The 19,442-nt window shown below is 42.3% G+C and carries 15 protein-coding genes; all 15 read left to right on the plus strand.

All coding sequences use genetic code 11. The features are described from left to right. The first annotated feature begins 28 nt into the window (after nucleotides 1-28). The 15 genes from K7H09_RS22120 to cysN all read left to right on the plus strand — a co-directional run bounded on the left by K7H09_RS22120 (nucleotide 29) and on the right by cysN (nucleotide 19,313). Nucleotides 29-1,174 carry a hypothetical protein gene (locus K7H09_RS22120; protein ID WP_230806035.1) on the plus strand — a complete coding sequence of 382 codons (1,146 nt, stop codon included), beginning with the start codon at nucleotides 29-31 and terminating at the stop codon, nucleotides 1,172-1,174. Then, nucleotides 1,171-2,910: a hypothetical protein gene (locus K7H09_RS22125; protein ID WP_230806037.1), complete on the plus strand. Its 1,740-nt coding sequence runs from the start codon at nucleotides 1,171-1,173 to the stop codon at nucleotides 2,908-2,910. The genes K7H09_RS22120 and K7H09_RS22125 overlap by 4 nt, the downstream gene beginning before the upstream one ends. A gap of 91 nt (nucleotides 2,911-3,001) precedes the next feature. After that, nucleotides 3,002-5,857, plus strand: a complete 2,856-nt coding sequence (locus K7H09_RS22130; protein ID WP_230806039.1) for a glycosyltransferase — start codon at nucleotides 3,002-3,004, stop codon at nucleotides 5,855-5,857. A 20-nt stretch (nucleotides 5,858-5,877) separates the two neighbouring features. Further along, the gene (locus tag K7H09_RS22135; protein WP_230806041.1) at nucleotides 5,878-6,516 is read left to right on the plus strand and encodes a PIG-L deacetylase family protein; all 639 of its coding nucleotides are present in this window, start codon (nucleotides 5,878-5,880) and stop codon (nucleotides 6,514-6,516) included. Further along, the gene (locus tag K7H09_RS22140; RefSeq protein ID WP_230806043.1) at nucleotides 6,501-7,370 is read left to right on the plus strand and encodes a UDP-3-O-(3-hydroxymyristoyl)glucosamine N-acyltransferase; all 870 of its coding nucleotides are present in this window, start codon (nucleotides 6,501-6,503) and stop codon (nucleotides 7,368-7,370) included. The genes K7H09_RS22135 and K7H09_RS22140 overlap by 16 nt, the downstream gene beginning before the upstream one ends. Continuing rightward, nucleotides 7,370-8,644, plus strand: a complete 1,275-nt coding sequence (gene tviB, locus K7H09_RS22145) for a Vi polysaccharide biosynthesis UDP-N-acetylglucosamine C-6 dehydrogenase TviB (RefSeq protein ID WP_442908132.1) — start codon at nucleotides 7,370-7,372, stop codon at nucleotides 8,642-8,644. The genes K7H09_RS22140 and tviB overlap by 1 nt, the downstream gene beginning before the upstream one ends. Nucleotides 8,645-8,661: 17 nt before the next feature. Further along, nucleotides 8,662-9,609 carry a Gfo/Idh/MocA family oxidoreductase gene (locus tag K7H09_RS22150; protein WP_230806047.1) on the plus strand — a complete coding sequence of 316 codons (948 nt, stop codon included), beginning with the start codon at nucleotides 8,662-8,664 and terminating at the stop codon, nucleotides 9,607-9,609. Nucleotides 9,610-9,618: 9 nt separating this feature from the next. Further along, a complete protein-coding gene (gene wbpD, locus K7H09_RS22155) occupies nucleotides 9,619-10,197 on the plus strand; it encodes an acyltransferase (RefSeq protein ID WP_230806049.1) in 579 nt (192 codons plus the stop codon). Nucleotides 10,198-10,202: 5 nt separating this feature from the next. After that, on the plus strand, nucleotides 10,203-11,276 hold the full coding sequence (locus tag K7H09_RS22160) for a DegT/DnrJ/EryC1/StrS family aminotransferase (RefSeq protein WP_269064081.1): 1,074 nt from the start codon (nucleotides 10,203-10,205) through the stop codon (nucleotides 11,274-11,276). 24 nt (nucleotides 11,277-11,300) lie between these two features. Then, a complete protein-coding gene (locus tag K7H09_RS22165; RefSeq protein ID WP_230806052.1) occupies nucleotides 11,301-12,398 on the plus strand; it encodes a class I SAM-dependent methyltransferase in 1,098 nt (365 codons plus the stop codon). Nucleotides 12,399-12,429: 31 nt separating this feature from the next. Further along, complete coding sequence (locus K7H09_RS22170; protein WP_230806054.1) at nucleotides 12,430-13,599, plus strand: hypothetical protein; 1,170 nt, start codon at nucleotides 12,430-12,432, stop codon at nucleotides 13,597-13,599. Between the two features lie 11 nt (nucleotides 13,600-13,610). Further along, nucleotides 13,611-13,871 (plus strand): hypothetical protein, encoded by a 261-nt coding sequence (locus tag K7H09_RS22175; RefSeq protein ID WP_230806055.1) that lies wholly within the window; start codon nucleotides 13,611-13,613, stop codon nucleotides 13,869-13,871. Between the two features lie 210 nt (nucleotides 13,872-14,081). Continuing rightward, nucleotides 14,082-15,935 carry a glutamine--fructose-6-phosphate transaminase (isomerizing) gene (gene glmS / locus K7H09_RS22180; protein WP_230806057.1) on the plus strand — a complete coding sequence of 618 codons (1,854 nt, stop codon included), beginning with the start codon at nucleotides 14,082-14,084 and terminating at the stop codon, nucleotides 15,933-15,935. A 424-nt stretch (nucleotides 15,936-16,359) separates the two neighbouring features. After that, complete coding sequence (locus tag K7H09_RS22185) at nucleotides 16,360-17,316, plus strand: sulfotransferase family 2 domain-containing protein (protein WP_176316372.1); 957 nt, start codon at nucleotides 16,360-16,362, stop codon at nucleotides 17,314-17,316. 92 nt (nucleotides 17,317-17,408) lie between these two features. After that, on the plus strand, nucleotides 17,409-19,313 hold the full coding sequence (cysN, locus tag K7H09_RS22190) for a sulfate adenylyltransferase subunit CysN (protein ID WP_176316373.1): 1,905 nt from the start codon (nucleotides 17,409-17,411) through the stop codon (nucleotides 19,311-19,313). Nucleotides 19,314-19,442 lie beyond the last annotated feature (129 nt).

A 19,442-nucleotide genomic window follows, 5' to 3' on the forward strand; every position in this document is an offset into this window, starting at 1 on the left:
AGCACCTGAAGATGTGGGCGCGCTAACGTTGGAAGCACATTCCACCAGTCAGTTTGAAGTTCTCAGTAATTGGTTGCAGCAAGAAAGCAAGCCAGAGGCCGTGCTGATATGGCCCAAGCCAACTGGCTTCATTGCCGATTGCCTAGCGCGAGAAGAACCTATTGACGGCTCTCTTGCACAGTGGAAAGACATGGCTAAACGGCTACTAAAACTATTTCGTCGCCACCGCAGCCAACTAACATTATTAGGCATGACACCGGGAGAAACACTCACGCTTTCAGACGACGAGCTGCCCGACAACATTACCGATGTGATTCTGCAAGCCGAAGCTGCAGTAAAGCGTCTGCCTGAAGCCACGCCGCTCTACCGCCTAGCCGCAGCACAGTTAGTTGCTGAAGATGCTGAGCTACAAGACGAGTTGGCTTTCCTCAGCGCAAGTAGTCATGCCTGTAGTTCTTCCACTGAGCAAACAAGCGAAACCGTGCGTTCGGCTCTACAAAGCGCGAAAGAAAGCCATCACGCAAAGCAGCAGCTTAAAGTGCTAACTAATGAGCGTGATAGAGCGATGGAAGAGAACAAGCTATTACTCACTCAACTAAATAGCGTACAGAAAGCATTGGAAGTAGCTCAACATCAAGCAAACAATGCAGCTTCAAGCCAACAAACCGAACAGCAGCTTAGAAAAATGATTGATGAGCGCGATAGCGCCCAGGAAGAAAATGAGCTGTTATTGACACAATTACACATTGTTCAAGAAGCACTGGAAGAAGCTTATATAGAACTCAAATCGGGAATCGGCGAATCAGAAGGTAAAAGGTTGAAAGGTACCATGACCTGGCTGCGAGCTCATGCTCGCCGTCAGTCTGCCGCCGTTTACAAAGGTCGCGATAACCAAGCATTAAAAGAGCTAGTCGACTTGTTAGAGCAAAGCGAACTATTTGATGCCGATTGGTATCTTACGCAGTACAAAGATATTGCCGAAGCCAATATTAACCCTGCTGAACACTTCATAAAGTTCGGCGCGATTGAAGGACGTAATCCAGGCCCCCGGTTTAATACGGAGTTTTATGTGGTGACATATCCTGATGTAGCTGCCTCTGGCCATCACCCGCTACTGCATTATTTGCGTGATGGCATTAACGAGCAGCGTAAAACACAGGAGTCGCCTACATGAACGCTCCTGCATCCATGCAGCTTATACACATAGGCCCACTACGCCAGGAGAGCGAAGCTCTTCTTAAGCATATTGATCTTCCTTCGCTTGTTATTACGCCCAGGCCTGAGTCTCCAACACTCAAAGACATTCAGAGTGATTTGAAATATGTAAGCGCTGTAGTTGCTCCACAGGCAGAGGAAGCTACGCGCTATAGCTACAACGTGCCGGGGTTTGATAGCTTAGCGCCAGCGTCGGGGCTTAAATCGCTATATCCCGGAGTTGCTGAAACACAGCAAAAACCAGTGGAAACACAGCCGCTAAATGAACTGATCAGTGAGCATTGCCCATCGGGTACGTTCATGACCCACTTGGTTCTGGAGCAACCCGAGCAGGCCTTGTCTTTGCTGCAAGCGTGGCAAGAAGAAGGCATATTAGATGACCTCGAAGGGCTTTTTGTGCGCACTAGCCCGATCAGCCTTTATGATGGTATGCCAACCCAGGTCGAGTTAATCGCTTGGTGCCAGCAGTATGGTTTTGATACTAGCGCAGAAAAGATTGATCCTGGCAGTTGTGAAGACCCCGAATTTATACTGCTTGAATTCAAACGTAACGCGCTACACGTGCCGTTAAAAGCCGCACAAGAAAAAGTGGATACGCTTAAGCAAGAATGTGACAGTCTCAAAAAGAAACTTTCAGAATACGAAAAACTTCTAAAAGAGAATGCCAATCAGCTTAGCGAAGCAGCTGCAGCATTGCGTGAGACAGATGCACAGCTCAAACAGAGCACGAAGCAGCTTGATGAGAAATCCTCACAAGCGGAGAAAGTCAGCAAGGAATGTGACAGTCTCAAGCAACAGTTGAGTGAGAAAGAAAGTACCATCACGCAGCTCCGTGAAGAGTTGGCTAACCAGCAGCAGAATCAGGAAGTTATCCAAAGCCGTTTCGAAGCGCTGGAAAGTAAATTGGAAGACAAGTTGGAGTCGCTATTAGGTGAACAGCGAAGCTATATTCAGCAAACCAGCAATGCACTAGGGCAGCATGTGACGCGATTAGCCCATAAGCAGCGTGATGAACGGGCGCTTACTCACTACCTTCAGTATGGTCAGAAGTTAGTGAGCACAGAGCTAGACCCTAGCTACGCTCTAGCTTTATTAGAGCAGTATCATTCGCAGCGTTACGATGTGGTGGTGGTGTTTGGTAATGCTGCTACTACTGAGCTACTTGCAAAAGCGAATGTAATCTCGCATGCGAGCCAACCTCAGTCCATACTGGAGCGCAGGTCTAACGATTTGGTAACGCCTTCGGAAAATGATCTGCCAACTTCTATTATTAGCATAGATCATCAAAAAGTGCAGTGCGCTGCAACTATTAAAGCGCTAGAGGCTAGTAACTGTCGGCAAGCTGTCAATATAGTACATGCTCCTTGGATAGAGTTTGAATATCAAGAAAAAAATACACTATTTTACGGTGCTGAAGACACACTTAAAATGCTTAGTCAATGCCTATCAGTCGGCGCTAGAGTGATGGTAATAATATCACCTGAAATCGCAAAAGCTAACCATGGTTCCCATGCTGGGCTATTACAGCTATTACAGCATTTACCTACACAAGCATTTGAAATAATATTGGAAAATTTAGATAGTCATTTAGAAAGAGAGTTCATCAATGATTGGGGTTTTCTACTAGATATTCGGCAGCGCGAAGGAGAATGGTCTTCTTTTCCTAATGCCTTACGTCTACAGGTGAAAGAATGAACTCTTTGTGCAATGACATGTATAGCAATATGTTTTTCAGCGTAAGGTTTTTCCCATTTTATGATAAGCATTCAAATTTATGAGATATACAATGAGTATTGTTAAAAAAGCAAATGATCTGTTTAGAAAAAAAAACTACCATGAGGCCAAAAAAACCTACATCTTAGCGGCAAATATGTATGGCGAAAGATTATTTGAAGGCAATGTTAAATTATGTGAGCTTCGAATTTTTAGAGATAGTTTGCTCGTTAAAGAAGGGAGGGGGGAGACTCTTCATCAAAAGCTTAAAAAAATGCCTTTTGTTGTTTGCGAAAAAACGAAAAAAGCAGAAAAAGATTTAAATAGTGGCGATGTAAACTCAGCACTTAAAAGTTATAGAGAAGCTGTTGTTGATAATCCTGATAATTTCGACGCCATTTTCGGTTTGGCCAAAGTGTTTAGGTTTAAGAAAGATATTTTGCTGGTTAAAGAAGTTCAAAAAAAAATAAGCGAAGCTATTAATTACAGTGTAAAGAAAAAAAAGAAAGTTGCAAATGAGTTTTTGGAAGCTATAAGTATCATCAATTCGGAAATCATGAGTAATGCTATAGCTAATGGTGTTCATCCTCTTTTAAATAAAGGAATGAAAAGCAATAGAGAAGAAAAAGAGCCAAGAAAAATATTAATACTGACTTGCTTATGGCAAAGATATGAAGTTGCAGATTTTTTTCTTAAATATTTTTCTGAAATGAGAGGGCTGGTAAAAGATGAAATTGATTTGCAGCTTTTAGCAATTGGTTCTGAAGGTGAAGTCACTAGAAACTTAGTAGAGGGTTATGGGTTTAATTATGAAGAACATGAAAACAAACCATTAAGTCAAAAATGGGAGTATGCTATAAGAAAATCCAAAGAATATGATTTTGATGCAGTAGTTATATTGGGGTCTGATGATATAGTTGGTAGTGATGTCTTGCGTCACTATATTGAACAGTTAAGGAAAGGTTATCTTTTTTATGGCTTTTACGATGCGTTTGTTTATGATGTGAGATTTCAGGGGCTTTTATATTTTGGTGGATATGGTGATGTCGCTAGTAAAATGCCAGAGCGATTAGGGGAGTCTGTGGGATTAGGCCGTATGATTTCCCGAGAACTATTAGAGGCTTTGAACTTTAGTATATGGAAAGATATTGCAGTTAACTCCTCCCTTGACAGTTACATGAAAAAAAGACTAATAGATGAATTTATGCTATATCCGATTCATGAAGGGGTTAGTCATATTGCACCTGAACTAGGTGGGTTTAAAGTTGGACAAATAGGCGGTTTTTTCGAGGAAAATTCACTTTTTAGTCTTGGTACGAAGTCCGATGTCAATATAACAGACTTCCAAAGATTTAGATCCGCTGATATTGCAAACGAAAAAAAATTAGTTGAAATAGATGAGTTTTTAAAAAACAATATGACTCCGTCTTCATATAAATCATTAAAGAAGATGGCTAAAGTAGATGTTAGTATTATAGTTATGGCGCATAAAGAATCTATATATCTAGATAGATGTATTCAAAGTGCTGTTAGCCAAGATTTTAGTGGCACGTTTGAAATAATATTAGCATCTGATTCCTGTGTTGATTTGAAAAAATATTCAGATAAGTATAATATAAAATTTTCATTGTCCAAAAAAATAATTAATAATACATCATGTGCAAAAAATCTTAATGATGCAGTTTCGATTGCTACTGGAGATTATATAAAAATTATGGCATATGATGATTTTATGCCTCAAAATTCTATTCAATTACTTTATGATGAAGCAATAAGTAGTAAAGCTAGCTTAGTATATGCAAATTCTTATGAATATTGGAGTGATAATAAGATAATTGAATATAAGCCTCCTCGGATCGATATTAGTATTAAACAGCAGAAAGAAAAAAATATTATCCATGGCGGGACTATTTTTTTTAGCAGACAAGATTTTTTATTAGTTGGTGGTTTTGATGATAATTTAATATATGCCGAAGAGTATGATTTTTATTTTAAGCTTCTTTCACACGGCATGAATTTCAGTTATTTGGATGATTTTGTTTATTATTATAGACGACATAATGAACAAAAAGGGACGTTAAGTTTGTCTAAAGCAGAGAAAGAGAATAAACAAAAAATAGTCAATGAAATTGGGGAGAGATATTTAGGTCTTAATAATATAGATAATGAAAAGAAGCCAATTGATGTCAAGAAGCCTGTTGTTTTTGGCATAGCGACAATCAAAGAAAGAATTGATAGTTTGCGAGAAACTCTTAGTTCTATATATAACCAAGCAGATATTATTTATGTGTATCAGAATAACTATAAGAATGACAATGTGATAGATGACCCTAAAAATAAAATAGTTTATGTAAGTGTTAGAGAGACAGGTTTCGATTTCGGTGATGCTGGAAAGTTCTATTCTTTAAGCAAGAGTGGTAATTGCTATTATTTTAGCGCTGACGATGACCTTGTTTATCCTGATGACTATGTGAGCAAAACAGTAGCAGAGTTAAATAATAATGTGGGCTCTATCGTTACCTATCATGGGAAGATGTTTAAGCCAAATGCAAAAAACTATTTCAAAGATATTTGCATTAATTTTAGATGCTTAGATTACGAAAGTAAGACCTTACCATTACATTTCGGTGGAACAGGAGTCATGGCTTTTGATACATCTTTTGTTGAGTTACCTTTCAATATTTTTGAAGAAAAAAATATGGCTGATGTTTGGGTCGGTTATTATGCTAAAAGGATAGGGGTTAAGATTATACACTTGCCACATACAAAAGGATGGATAAAAGAATCTAAAAATATGTCCACGAGTGATAAAAAGGTAACTATATATGAAACAAGAAAATTAGATAAACAGAATGTCAAAACCGAGAACGTTGTGCTAGAAAAGTTTTTTAATTGCGTTTATGGTGAAGCAAGAGATAATATTTCTTAACGCAAAGGAGAGTAAATATAATGACTCAAATTTTTAAAAATGTTCTTGTCCTTGCACCACACACTGATGATGGTGAGCTAGGAGCTGGTGGCTTCATAGCCAAGTTGGTAGAGGACGGGGCTAAAGTCACATACGTCGCATTTTCAGCTGCTGAGGAATCTGTGCCAAGTCATTTGCCAAGAGATATTTTAAGACATGAAGTTAAATCGGCAACTTTATGTTTAGGTATAAAACCTGATGATTTGATTGTTTTTGATTATCCTGTAAGAAAGTTAAATTATCATCGTCAAGAAATTTTAGAGGATTTAATTAAAATAAGAAATTCATCTGAGTATGACTTGTTACTGATTCCATCTTTAAAAGATATTCATCAAGATCATGCTGCAGTCGCAAATGAAGGGGTTAGAGCTTTTAAAAATACGACTATATTAGGCTATGAACTTGTATGGAATAATATTACTTCAGACTCTACCTGCTTGATTAATATTCAAGAAAAGCATCTAGAGAAAAAACATTTGGCTTTACAATGTTATAAGTCGCAAGAGCATCGTAAATATATGAGTCAAGAGTTTATATTCTCTCTTGCTAGAGTTAGAGGTGCTCAAATTGGGAAGGATTTTGCGGAAAGTTATGAGGTGATAAGATGGGTTATCAGCTAAAAAAACCGGTTTTACTTGCGCAGTTATCAGAAGCATTAGATTTGGAAGTTGTAGGCCCGGATGCTTTAATAAGAGAAGTAAGTGCTTATAGCTCACTAACAAAAAATTGCTTATCTTTTTCAAAGAACGTAACTAATTTAGTTGAAAAAAGCGTTGTAATAACTTTTGAGGATCAGTGTAGCTATGAATTGGATAATTTGAGCTATATTCTTAGTAATAATCCAAGGCTGGATTTTATACGCGTTCTTAATTTTCTTCAAGGTGAGATTGGTTTTTCAACTTGGAGTGAGCCTTCATATATACATCCTACAGCTATTATTGGGAAAAATGTAGTAATAGAAGACGGATGCCGTGTAGGTGAAAATACTGTTATAGAACATAATGTTGTATTACATTCAGGAACCCGTATAGGTAACAATAGTCGTATTCGTTCTTGCTCATCTATCGGAGGTGATGGTTTTGGTTACGAACGATTAAAAAATGGTGTTCCAATACGATTCCCTCACCTAGGAGGAGTATTGATAGGAGATAATGTAGAAATTGGAGCATTAAATTCGATATCTTGCGGTGCTTTATCAGATACAGTAATAAAAAATAACGTAAAAACAGATAACTTAGTGCATATTGCACATAATTGTATTATTGATGAATCGGTATTGATAACAGCATGTGCAGAATTAAGCGGAGGAGTTACAGTTGGGAAAGATGCTTGGATAGGCCCCAACGTTAGTATTATGCAAAAAGTAAGTATAGGTGAAGATGCTCTTATTGGTCTCGGTGCTGTCGTGACTAAAGATGTACCTATTTCAAGCGTTTTCGCGGGTAATCCAGCAAAAAAAATTAGAGACAAATGATGAGTGCAAACCAACTGTACATAGCCGTAATAGGGCTTGGCTACGTAGGCCTTCCATTAGCAGTAGAATTTGGAAAGCACCGTAATGTGCTTGCCTACGATATAAACGAAAAGCGAATTGCAGAACTGCGGAATGGATACGATTTCACATTAGAAATTTCAGAGAGTGAATTACAGTCTGCTTCAAATTTACATTTTTCAAGCGACGTAAAAGAGCTCAAAAAGTGTAATGTATATATTATTACAGTTCCTACACCTATAGATGATACCAATGCACCGGATTTAAATCCTTTGCGCAAAGCTTCAGCGATGATAGCAACTGTGATTAAGAAAGGCGATGTGGTGATTTATGAATCCACTGTCTATCCAGGCGCAACAGAAGAAGTGTGCATTCCTGTGATTGAGAAAGGTTCTGGCTTAAAGTTCAATGAAGATTTTTATGCAGGATATAGCCCCGAACGTATTAATCCAGGTGATAAAATTAATACGCTAACAAAAATTAAAAAAATCACTTCTGGTTCTACGCCTGAAATCGGTAAGTTTGTTGACGAACTCTATTCAACTATTATCACGGCCGGTACGCATCTTGCTAGTTCCATTAAGGTAGCGGAAGCTGCGAAAGTGATTGAGAACACCCAGCGTGATTTAAATATTGCCATTATCAATGAATTTGCCAAAATATTTAATATTTTGGGCATTGATAGCCAAGAAGTTCTAGAAGCTGCTGGCACTAAATGGAATTTCTTACCCTTTAAACCTGGTTTAGTTGGAGGGCATTGCATAAGTGTTGATCCTTATTACCTAACCTATAAAGCGAAAGAGGTTGGTTATCAACCTGAAGTGATTCTAGCAGGTCGGCGTATTAACGATGGTATGGGACAGTACACAGCTACGCAATTAGTCAAAGCTGTTAGTCGTAAGAAAATTCATATAGATGAAGCACGCGTGCTTGTTCTTGGTTTCACCTTTAAAGGTGATTGCCCTGATGTTCGTAATACCAAGATTATCGATATGGTTAAAGAGCTAGAAAGCTTTAATATGCATGTTGATATTTACGACTCTTGGGCTAATTCAGAAGAGGTTCAAGAAGAGTATGGTCTTAAGCTAGAAACCGATTTAATCGAAGGTGTTTACGACGCTATTGTATTGGCAGTTGACCACTCTGAGTTTAAGCAATGGGGCGCCGAGAAAATACGCTCTTTTGGTAAGAAGAAACATGTACTGTACGATGTGAAGCATGTTCTTGCTAAAAATGAATCAGATTTACGTTTATAATGAAACAGGTGTTTAATATGAAAAGTTTTGCTTTAATCGGTGCTGCTGGTTATATTGCACCTCGCCATATGAAAGCGATTAAAGAGCTGGGCCATAATTTAAGTATCGGCTACGATACTAATGACTCCGTAGGTATCATCGACAGTATTTCTCCTGATAGCGAGTTTTTTACTGAATTTGAGCGATTTCAAGAGCATGCCTACCGTTTGAAACGTAATCCATCAACTGCATTGGACTATGTGGCTGTTTGTTCTCCCAACTATTTACACCATTCACATATTGCAGCTGGCCTTAGGTTGGGGTGTGATGTTATTTGCGAAAAGCCGCTAGTACCGACACCTGAACTTCTGAATGAACTAGCTGAGGTAGAGAAAGAAACGGGCCAGCGTGTTTATAATATTTTACAATTACGTCATCATGAAGCTATTTTGAAGCTTAAAGAAAAAGTAGCGAATGAAAATCGTAGTGAAAAGTATCAGGTAGATTTAACCTATATTACTTCACGCGGAAAATGGTATATGGAAAGCTGGAAAGGCGATCCGCGCAAGTCGTTTGGTGTGGCTACTAATATTGGTGTTCACTTTTTTGATATGCTGCATTTTATTTTTGGTAAGTTAGAAAAAAATGTTTTGCATTACGCCAACGACTATAAAGCATGTGGCTACTTAGAGTATGAAAAAGCCAGGGTTCCATGGTTTTTGTCTATAGATGCAAATGACCTACCTGATGAAGTAAAAGGCAAGCAAACCACGTTCCGCAATATAAGTTGTGAAGGTGAGCAAATAGAATTTTCCGCCGGGTTCACAGATCTTCATACAATTAGCTATCAGGAGATTCTTGCTGGCCGCGGTTATGGTATTGAAGATGCTAAGCACTGCGTTGAGACCGTACACCATATTCGAACAGCTCAGCCTGAGGCTCCTGCTGAAAATGAGGCACATGCTTTTCTAAGAAAACTCATCTAGGAGCAACGCATGGATTATCAAGTACATGAATCTGCAATCGTTGATGAAGGTGCCCAGATAGGTGAAGGCTCCCGAGTTTGGCACTTCGTGCATGTGTGTGCTGGCGCTAGAATCGGTAGGGGGGTTTCCCTTGGCCAAAATGCTTTTGTTGGCAATAAGGTCACAATAGGCGATAACTGCAAAATTCAGAATAACGTTTCAGTTTATGATAACGTTCACCTTGAAGAAGGTGTTTTTTGTGGCCCTAGCATGGTGTTTACCAATGTTTATAACCCTCGCTCACTGATTGAACGTAAAAGTGAGTATCGTGATACTTTGGTAAAAAAAGGTGCCACTTTGGGTGCCAATTGCACCATAGTATGCGGGGTTACCATTGGTGAGTATTCATTTATTGGCGCTGGTGCTGTCATTAATAAGGATGTGCCGGCTTATGCATTGATGGTTGGTGTACCCGCGCGGCAAATTGGTTGGATGAGTGAGTATGGTGAACAATTAGATTTGCCTCTGGAAGGTCAAGCAGAAGTCTCCTGCCCTCATACGGGTAAGGTTTATCATCTTAATGGCAAAACTTTAACTAAAAGTGATTGATTATCATGCAATTTATTGACTTGGCTGCCCAGCAAGAGCGAATCAAAGATAAAATAGACGCAAATATCCAGAAAGTACTTGCGCATGGTAACTATATTCTTGGCCCTGAAGTCTCTGAACTTGAAGATAAGTTAGCTGCATTCACGGGTGCGAAGTATTGCATAACATGTGCTAATGGTACCGATGCGCTGCAGATTGCGCAGATGGCATTAGGTATAGGCCCTGGTGATGAAGTAATCACCCCAGGCTTTACTTATATTGCAACAGCAGAAACGGTTGCCTTATTAGGCGCTAAGCCAATCTACGTGGATATTGATCCAAAAACCTACAACCTTGATCCCGCCCAATTGGAGGCGGCAATTACGCCGCGTACTAAAGCTATTATACCGGTATCATTGTATGGGCAGTGTGCGGACTTTGATGCGATCAATGCGATTGCTGAAAAACATGGCATTCCTGTAATCGAAGATGCTGCTCAGAGCTTTGGCGCTAGCTACAATGGGAAAAAATCCTGCAATCTCAGTACAATAGCATGCACGAGTTTTTTTCCTAGCAAGCCTTTAGGCTGTTATGGCGATGGTGGTGCTATTTTCACAAATGATGAAGACTTAGCGAGACTGCTTCGTCAGATAGCGCGCCATGGCCAGGATAAGCGCTATCATCATGTGCGTGTTGGCGTAAATAGTCGCTTGGATACGCTACAGGCGGCCATACTGCTACCTAAACTTGAGATATTTGCTGATGAGATCATAAAGCGTAATCATGTGGCGACTTCCTATACGCGTTTACTTAACGATGTAGGTATTGTCAGTACGCCTTATGTTGATGAACGATGTGTTTCAGCCTGGGCACAATATACTATCCTTGTCGAAGACCGTGAAGACGTTCTAGATAAGTTGAAAGAAGCCGGTGTGCCAACTGCAGTACACTATCCTATTCCTTTAAACAAGCAACCCGCTGTGAAGGATGATACGGAAAACCTAGTAGTTGGTGATGAAATCGCTAAAAAGGTAATGAGTCTACCAATGCATCCCTATTTGTCTTCTCAAGATCAAAAAAGCATTGTTATGGCTTTTTAGTAATTTTCTGTTTTGAGTTTTATTATGAATAATAAAAGTATTATAAAAAAAGACAACATCGATGCTGAATCATTAATGAAGTTAGCCAAAAGCTATATTGATAGTGAGGAGTATCGTAAGGGCGAGATGACCTATAATTGTCTTTTAGGTTTGGAAAAACAATCAATTGATTTAGTCGTTAGTAAAGCTCAAGCACTGAAAAATCAAAAGAGGTTGGCAGAATCAATTACATTGTTAGAGATGGCAGTTGAAATTGGTTTTTTTGACAGTAAGTTATTGCATATATTGGCTATTTATTATAGGGATAATAAGTTATGGTCTAAATCTGAAAAATGCATATGGGATATTATTATACGAGATAAAAAATATGCGGCTTCTCTTGGGTTCGCAATTTTTGCTTCAGATATTTTGCGAAAAAGAGGGTATGTTAATTCTGCGTACAGTATTATTTGTTTTTCAATTTATTTGGCAGAGTGCTCCGGTAAAAATGTACCATTTAATGCTGTTGCAATAAGAGAAGAGCTAAATTACGAAACATCCTGTGAGTATTCAATTGAAATATCTCATCGGTTTTACGATGTTGTTTATCAAGGTTCGGATAAATACGCATCTAATTCGGAAGATTCAGTTTATGTCCCTGTCTGGAGTAAAGTGCTTAACTTTTTTCAAGATAATAATGTTTTGAATGTTGTTGATATTGGTTGCGGACCTGGCCAATTTGCTGAGTATGCTATTAAACGGATGCCTACTCTTTGTTACATAGGGTTTGACTATAGTTCTGTTGCTATTTCTCAGGCAAAAAATAGAACAAAGGGGATTGAGTTTATAGAAGGCAACGCTTTTTCTTCTTCCTTGTTAACTGAAAATGCTGCTGATATATATATATTGCTTGAGGTTCTAGAGCATATAGAGAAGGATTTGGATCTTTTAGGTAGTATGCCAAGCAGAGCCTCTGTCGTTTTTTCAGTGCCTAATTTTGATTCCTTTGGTCATGTGCGTTTCTTTTTAGACGAAAAAGAGGTGTACGATAGATATAGCTATCTATTCTCTAATTTAGAAGTGATGAGCGTTGTCCTTAAAGGATATTCTACCATTTATCTTGCATTTGGCCAGTTGAAGTGAAAATCCATGTATAATAGGTCGGCTATAAATAATGCGATTTAATATTGTTTCTGCTAATCAAGCGGAAATGGCGCTTGAAAGTGAAAATTTTTATCATAGCTTTGATGTATGTAGAAGCTGTTTAAAAAAAACACCTGGTGATGTGCTGCTTTATATTATTATGGCGAGAACTATTAGTCGCTCGCCTGCGGTTGTAGATTCATGGAAAGATGTGGCTGATATTACAGCTTCTTTACTTGATTTTAATAGACGAAAAAGTATTCAGACCTCTTCTTTTTGGCACGCTCTGAGCTTTATTAATTCATGTTTAATTAGTAATTATCTTTCACATAATGGTAATCCCTTAATTAAATTCTTAACACAAAACAGTCGAAGGGTAAGTGATGGTAAGATTGAGCTGTTAATTTTGACTTGTGTCTGGAAAAGACATGAGTTGAGCCGTTTGTTTTTTTCTTATTATCAGGAGTTAGGAAAAAAGCTCAGCCCTGGTATTGATATTCAAATAGTTGCGGTGGGTTCTGAGGGCGAGGTTAGTCGTAGTATTTGCGAGGAATATGGTGTTCATTATTTAGAGTACCCTAACCAGCCGTTATCTGATAAATGGCAAGCTGGGCTTAACTATGCACGATCATTTGATTTTGATGCATTAGTGGTTTTGGGTTCAGATGATTTTATATGTGAAGACACATTTAGATTTTATTCTAAGCAAGTGTCTAAAGGTGCTCTTTTTTTAGGTTTTCAAGATTGTTATTTGCATGATTTCTCTAGCCAAAAAACAATTTATTGGAAAGGTTATGGCGCCTCTAATGAACAACAAAGTCAACCACACAGGGTTGGCGAAACAATTGGTTTGGGGCGTGTGCTTAGAAGAGAACTGCTAGAGTTTATGGATTTTGATTTATGGAAAGAAATGGGTGCAAATAAATCGTTAGATGGAATCATGAAAAATAAAATTATAGCAAAAACAGGTTTTCTCCCAGTCAAGCCTGTTCATGGTTTCGATTTGACTACGAATGATGTTAATTATTCATTGGGCATGTTGTCTTACAGATTGAAAGACCTAGGTCTGTTCGGTGTTGATGTTAAAGTGAGTGATAATGTCACTGCCTTTGAGAAATATATAACATCTACTAATGTTTATGATGATGTGACTTTAGAATTCTCTAAAAATGGTCGCCTTGATTTCTTGAATAATCTCTAACGTGAGTTATTATGACTAGTAAAGTTAATAATGAAAGTGAAGTTAGTGCTCTTAAAAAGCGTTTGGAAGAGTTGGTTCATATTCAAGCAAATGAAAGAGCTGAACTAGCAGCTAAAATTAGTAACCTTCTAAAGGAGAATGATGATCTAAAACGTCAAGTGCGTGAATTGGAGGCGAAGTGCAAATCTCATGCTGCTACTTCATACGTTAAGACTAAATCGCCGGAAAATGAGATTGGCTTGGATTTCTCTTTGCCTGAAGAGCGGAAGTGAATAAGTATTTAATATTGTTGTTGCTTTTTAAAATCGTGTTGTTTCACGATTTCTGAGCAGTGTATTTTGGTGAATAGATACTACCTCGCATTATAGTTATGCGTAATACATTGTATCGTTAGGATTTTCATTTTATTTGTTTTTATTCCCTCTGAAATGAGCTGCATTTTTTACCTTAGTAATTATTAATCAATAATTGTAGGAATATTTATGTGCGGAATTGTTGGCGCGGTTGGCGCAAAGGATAGCACCGCCTTTCTTTTGGAAGGCATATCTACATTGGAGTATCGCGGTTACGATTCAGCGGGTTTAGCCCTGCTATCGGGTGAGCAAAGCAGCGGTTTGCAGCGTGCCCGCTCTAAAGGGCGTGTGGCGGAGTTAGCCGCCTTAGTGAAGGAACAGGCACTCAACGGTAGTGTAGGCATTGCGCATACCCGTTGGGCGACCCACGGCGTTCCGGCAGAACGTAATGCCCACCCACATATCTCCGGCGGTTTGGCGGTGGTGCACAACGGCATTATCGAAAACTATGAAGCGTTGCGTACCCAGTTGCAGGGCTTGGGGTATGAATTTACTTCAGACACCGACACCGAGACCATCGCCCATCTGATCCAGGCCTGCTTTAAAGGCCAAATTGGTGAGCCAGCGGAAAACCTCTTCTCTGCCGTGCAGTGCGCCGTTGAGCATCTAAAAGGTGCCTTTGCCCTGGCGGTAATTAGTGAAGAAGAGCCGGACTGCTTAGTGGTGGCCCGTGAAGGTTCGCCGCTAATGTTGGGCATTGGAGATGATGGGCACTATGCCGCTTCTGATGCTTCCGCACTGATCTCCACTACCAAGCGTTTGATGTATTTGGAAAACGGCGATGTGGCTCGTCTAAGCCGTGAAGCGGTGGTTGTCGTTGATGGTATTGGCCAGCCGGTCGAGCGTAAGGTCATTACTTCAAACCTGAGTGCTAACGCGGTAGAGCTGGGTGATTACAATCACTTCATGCAGAAGGAAATCTTTGAGCAGCCCCAGGCGCTTAGCAATACGCTGGAAATGATTAGCGGGGCAGGGCAGCTACAGCCGGGCATCTTCGGTGCGGAAGCCGCTGATATTTTCGACCAGGTAGAAGCCGTGCTGATCCTGGCCTGCGGTACTTCCAGCTATGCGGGCATGACCGCCAAGTACTGGATTGAGCAAGTGGCAGGCATTCCTTGCAACGTCGAAATCGCCAGCGAGTACCGTTACCGTCAAAGCGTTGCTAATCCAAAACAGCTAGTGGTGGTTATCTCACAGTCCGGTGAAACGGCGGATACGCTGGCGGCGCTTCATCACGCTAAATCGTTAGGGCATACCCATACCTTGGCGATCTGCAATGTACCGGAATCCGCCATTGTGCGTGAAACGGCGCTACGATTTATTACCCGCGCCGGGCCGGAAATTGGTGTGGCTTCTACCAAGGCATTCACTACCCAGCTAAGTGCGCTATTCCTGCTTACTCTGCTACTTGCCAAAGCGAACCAGCGGTTAAGCGAGGCGGATGAAAAAGCTTACCTGGATGAGCTGCGCCACTTACCTATTGCGGTAGATAAGGTGCTTGCCCTTGAACCCAGTATTGAAGCCTGGGCGAACCAGTTTGCGGACAAGCAACATGCGCTGTTCCTAGGCCGTGGGCGGCATTATCCCATTGCGTTGGAAGGGGCACTTAAGCTTAAAGAGATCTCCTATATTCATGCGGAAGCTTACCCGGCAGGTGAGTTGAAGCACGGCCCCTTGGCGTTGGTCGATGCAAAAATGCCCGTTGTTGTGGTGGCCCCCAATGATGAGATGTTGGAGAAGTTAAAAGCCAACATGCAGGAAGTCAGTGCCCGTGGCGGCCAGCTGTATGTGTTTGCCGATGGCGACAGTGCCGTGAAGTCCTCTGAAGGCGTCAATGTGTTGATGATGCCAGAGCATTACGGCCTGCTTTCGCCGGTGTTGCACGTGGTCGCGCTTCAGTTGCTTTCCTACCATGTAGCGCTGGTGAAAGGCACGGATGTGGATAAGCCGCGTAATTTGGCTAAGAGCGTGACGGTAGAGTAGTGCCAATGGGCGTCGTTCCGATGCCTTCCGTGGTTGCCACGAAACGCTCGCGGAGCTCGCTTTCTCGTTACCACGCGCTACGGGTACAATCACTCGATTCCGGTGGCATCCCCATCTTCATGTGTACGCGAGATTTAGTAGCGCGTGGTAAGCGAAGCGCACCCGCGGAAGCAGCGCGCAGCGGTGCCGGGGTTCGTGTATGCAGAGTTGGTTGGGTGCCAAGGGGCGTCGTTCCGACGCCATCCGCGGGTGCCTTCGAACGCTCGCTGAACTCGCGTTCTTCGTTACCACGCGCTACGGTGGATGCACCTGATTCTGCTCATAATAGTGGATACCTCAAGAATACTCATTCGGGAATGGACTCTCGCCACCTTTACGCTGAAGTGATTGTGTAAGCGGGCGTTGTATAAAGGAGATGTAATAGATGTCACTTTTTTTTGTGCATATACCTAAAACGGCCGGGACAAGCTTTCGCAAGGGTGCTGAAAGGTATTTTTCACCAGAGCGAATTGTTTATGATTATGGCGCGAACTCCGATACGACGTCGCCGCTTGTCAAAAAGTTTTTGTATGACGATCAACCTGATTTCTGGCAGTTTAAGCAGTCGCTTAATAATCCTGCCATGATCGCGGGGCACGTGCTTATCGCGCGCTTTGCTTCCCTATGGGGTGTGGGAAACACTATCACTTTCCTTCGTGATCCGTTGCAACGTATTGCATCTGAATATGAGCACTTTGTCAGGCATATGAATTACAAAGGAAGCTTTAAGGAATTCTATTCAGACCGTGGGATGCGTAATCGTCAACGCCGGGCGCTTTACGGGGTGAATCTAGAGGCTATCGGGTTTATCGGCTTAACAGAACGTTATTCTGAAAGTCTGGAAATGTTGAATGATCGTTTTGCAACGCGCATTCCCGAGCGCGAAGACAATCAGGGTAAACCTCGTCTGGAGGATGAGTATGAATTTGATGAAGAGGATCTCGTTGAACTCAGGAAATTGAATAGACGAGACATTGAGCTTTACCACTATGCCTCCGGATTGTTTGATTCACGTTATGAGATGTTCAAGTCGAACCAGCCCTGGGCGCATGCTTGTCTGGTAGAGGCCACCACGGAGAGTGTCAGCGGTTGGGCCTGGTGGGCGGATGAACGCGATGCGCCATTAGAGGTCGAACTGTTGGTTAATGGTGAGCTTGCCAGCACCGTGCGTGCGGTGGAGTTTCGCCAGGAGTTGTGTCGCTTGCTGCCGCCGCGTGGCGGGTATGTGGGCTTCAACCTGCCAGTGAAACTGTCCCCACTTGATACGGTGCAATGTCGTGTTGCTGCAACGGCGCAGAGGTTTCCGCCAAGCCCGCGCCGTATCGAGGAAACGGTTAAGTAATACCTTCAGGGTCAAACGTCAGAAAGCCAGGGCCGAGTGATTGGTAACGGTAGCGCGGCATCCATGGAGTAGAAGCAAGAGAGGTATTTTTAATGTCTCACTCATCTGACCTGATTGCTGACGATGTCGAAGGTTACTTGAAAGCCCATGAGCATAAGGACTTGTTGCTCTTTCTGACCTGCGGAAGCATGGGTGACGGTAAAAGCACCCTGATTAGCCGCTTGTTGTTTGAGTCCAAGTTGCTGTTTGAAGACCCGCTTGCGGCCACTGAAGCAAATTCAAGAAAGTATGATTCTCAAGTTGGTGAGATGGATCTTGCGTCGCAGGTGGATGGCTTGGCCGCTGAACGCGAGCAAGGTATTACTATTGATGTGGTATATCGTTTCTTCTCTACCGAGAAGCGTAAGTTCATCGTGGCAGATACCCCAGGGCACGAGCAGTTCACCCGCAACATGATCACCGGGGCTTCCATTGCCGACACGGCTATTTTGATGGTCGATGCCCGCCACGGTATTTCGACGCAAACCCGCCGCCATAGCTTTTTGATGTCGATAATGGGCATGCGCCACGTGGTGTTGGCCATTAATAAGATGGATTTGGTCGACTATTCCAAAGCGCGTTTTGATCAGATTGCTGAAGAGTACCGTGCTTTCGCCAAACAGCTGGGGTTGGAGGACATCACCTTCATTCCTATGTCGGCGCTGAAGGGCGACAACGTCATCGAACACAGCGCTAAAATGCCTTGGTACCAAGGTACGACGCTTCTAGGCTACCTGGAAACCGTCGAGCTGGATGTGGAACATCTTCAGCGCTCTCCCTTCCGCATGCCCGTGCAGTGGGTCAATCGCCCCAACCTGGATTTCCGCGGTGTTACCGGTATGGTGGCCAGCGGTGTGGTGCACCCGGGGGATCAAATCCGTGTTCAGCCTTCTGGCAAAACCAGCATTGTCTCGCGTATCTATACCCCGGATGGTGACTTGGACGAAGCTGTCGCTGGGCAGTCCATCACGCTGTTGCTGGAAGATGAAATTGATATTTCTTGTGGTGATGTGATTTCCGGCATAGATCAGCCAGCCCACACCGCCGACCAGTTTGAAACTACGCTTGTAGGGATGCACGAAGCGCCGCTGTTACCGGGTCGTCCGTATCTGATGAAGCTGGGCGCCCAAACGGTCTCAGCGACCGTGACGGATATCAAGTATCAGGTCAACGTGAATACTTTGGAGCATACGGCGGCCAAAAAGCTACCGCTAAACAGCATTGGTGTATGTAACCTGAGTCTTAACCGTGCGGTTGCCTTTGATGCCTATAAAGACAACCACGATACCGGTGGCTTTATTCTCATCGATCGTATGACTAACAATACGGTTGGCGCGGGCATGCTGCACTTCGCCTTGCGGCGTAGCCAAAATATCCATATGCAGTATGTGGATATTGATAAGCAGGCGCGTGCGTTGGCCAAAGGCCAGAAGCCAACCGTGGTGTGGTTCACAGGGCTTTCCGGGGCGGGTAAATCGACCATTGCTAACCTGGTTGAGAAAATACTCTTCGCCCACGGTCAGCATACCTATCTGCTGGATGGTGATAACGTGCGCCATGGCTTGAATCGTGATTTAGGTTTTACCGATGCTGACCGCGTGGAAAACGTGCGCCGGGTAGCGGAAACCGCCAAGCTGATGGTGGATGCCGGGCTAATTGTGATGTCGGCATTTATTTCGCCTTTCCGCAGCGAGCGCCAGTTGGCGCGGGATCTGCTGGAAGAGGGCGAGTTCATGGAGATTTTTGTCGATGCTCCGCTGGATGTTGTTGAGGCGCGTGACCCGAAAGGCCTCTACAAAAAGGCCCGCCGCGGGGAACTGAAAAATTTCACAGGCATTGATTCCGCTTATGAAGCGCCTGAAGCACCGGATGTTCATTTGAAAACATCTGAAATGGACGCTGAAGAAGCTGCTGACGCCGTGATCGCTGCATTGCGTGAACGTGGAATGATTAGCTGACTTGAATGCGCTAGTTGTCAGGTGGTGGCGAGGTTGGCTGCTACTTGGCAGCTTTTTTTTATGCAAGGGCTGGGTCTTAAAGACTAAATCTTAAAGGGCTAGGGAAGGTCTGAATAACTGCCGATATTC

The sequence above is a fragment of the Halomonas sp. IOP_14 genome (assembly GCF_021021315.1).
Taxonomy (GTDB): Bacteria; Pseudomonadota; Gammaproteobacteria; order Pseudomonadales; family Halomonadaceae; genus Vreelandella; species Vreelandella titanicae.

Excerpts from the sequence above, each read along its gene's own strand:
- K7H09_RS22130 (WP_230806039.1), top strand. The coding sequence starts at position 3,002 with ATGAGTATTGTTAAAAAAGCAAATGATCTGTTTAGAAAAAAAAACTAC.
- K7H09_RS22135 (WP_230806041.1), top strand. The coding sequence starts at position 5,878 with ATGACTCAAATTTTTAAAAATGTTCTTGTCCTTGCACCACACACTGAT.
- K7H09_RS22140 (WP_230806043.1), top strand. The coding sequence starts at position 6,501 with ATGGGTTATCAGCTAAAAAAACCGGTTTTACTTGCGCAGTTATCAGAA.
- tviB (WP_442908132.1), top strand. The coding sequence starts at position 7,370 with ATGAGTGCAAACCAACTGTACATAGCCGTAATAGGGCTTGGCTACGTA.
- K7H09_RS22185 (WP_176316372.1), top strand. The coding sequence starts at position 16,360 with ATGTCACTTTTTTTTGTGCATATACCTAAAACGGCCGGGACAAGCTTT.
- K7H09_RS22160 (WP_269064081.1), top strand. The coding sequence starts at position 10,203 with ATGCAATTTATTGACTTGGCTGCCCAGCAAGAGCGAATCAAAGATAAA.
- cysN (WP_176316373.1), top strand. The coding sequence starts at position 17,409 with ATGTCTCACTCATCTGACCTGATTGCTGACGATGTCGAAGGTTACTTG.
- K7H09_RS22125 (WP_230806037.1), top strand. The coding sequence starts at position 1,171 with ATGAACGCTCCTGCATCCATGCAGCTTATACACATAGGCCCACTACGC.
- glmS (WP_230806057.1), top strand. The coding sequence starts at position 14,082 with ATGTGCGGAATTGTTGGCGCGGTTGGCGCAAAGGATAGCACCGCCTTT.
- K7H09_RS22175 (WP_230806055.1), top strand. The coding sequence starts at position 13,611 with ATGACTAGTAAAGTTAATAATGAAAGTGAAGTTAGTGCTCTTAAAAAG.
- K7H09_RS22150 (WP_230806047.1), top strand. The coding sequence starts at position 8,662 with ATGAAAAGTTTTGCTTTAATCGGTGCTGCTGGTTATATTGCACCTCGC.
- wbpD (WP_230806049.1), top strand. The coding sequence starts at position 9,619 with ATGGATTATCAAGTACATGAATCTGCAATCGTTGATGAAGGTGCCCAG.
- K7H09_RS22165 (WP_230806052.1), top strand. The coding sequence starts at position 11,301 with ATGAATAATAAAAGTATTATAAAAAAAGACAACATCGATGCTGAATCA.
- K7H09_RS22170 (WP_230806054.1), top strand. The coding sequence starts at position 12,430 with ATGCGATTTAATATTGTTTCTGCTAATCAAGCGGAAATGGCGCTTGAA.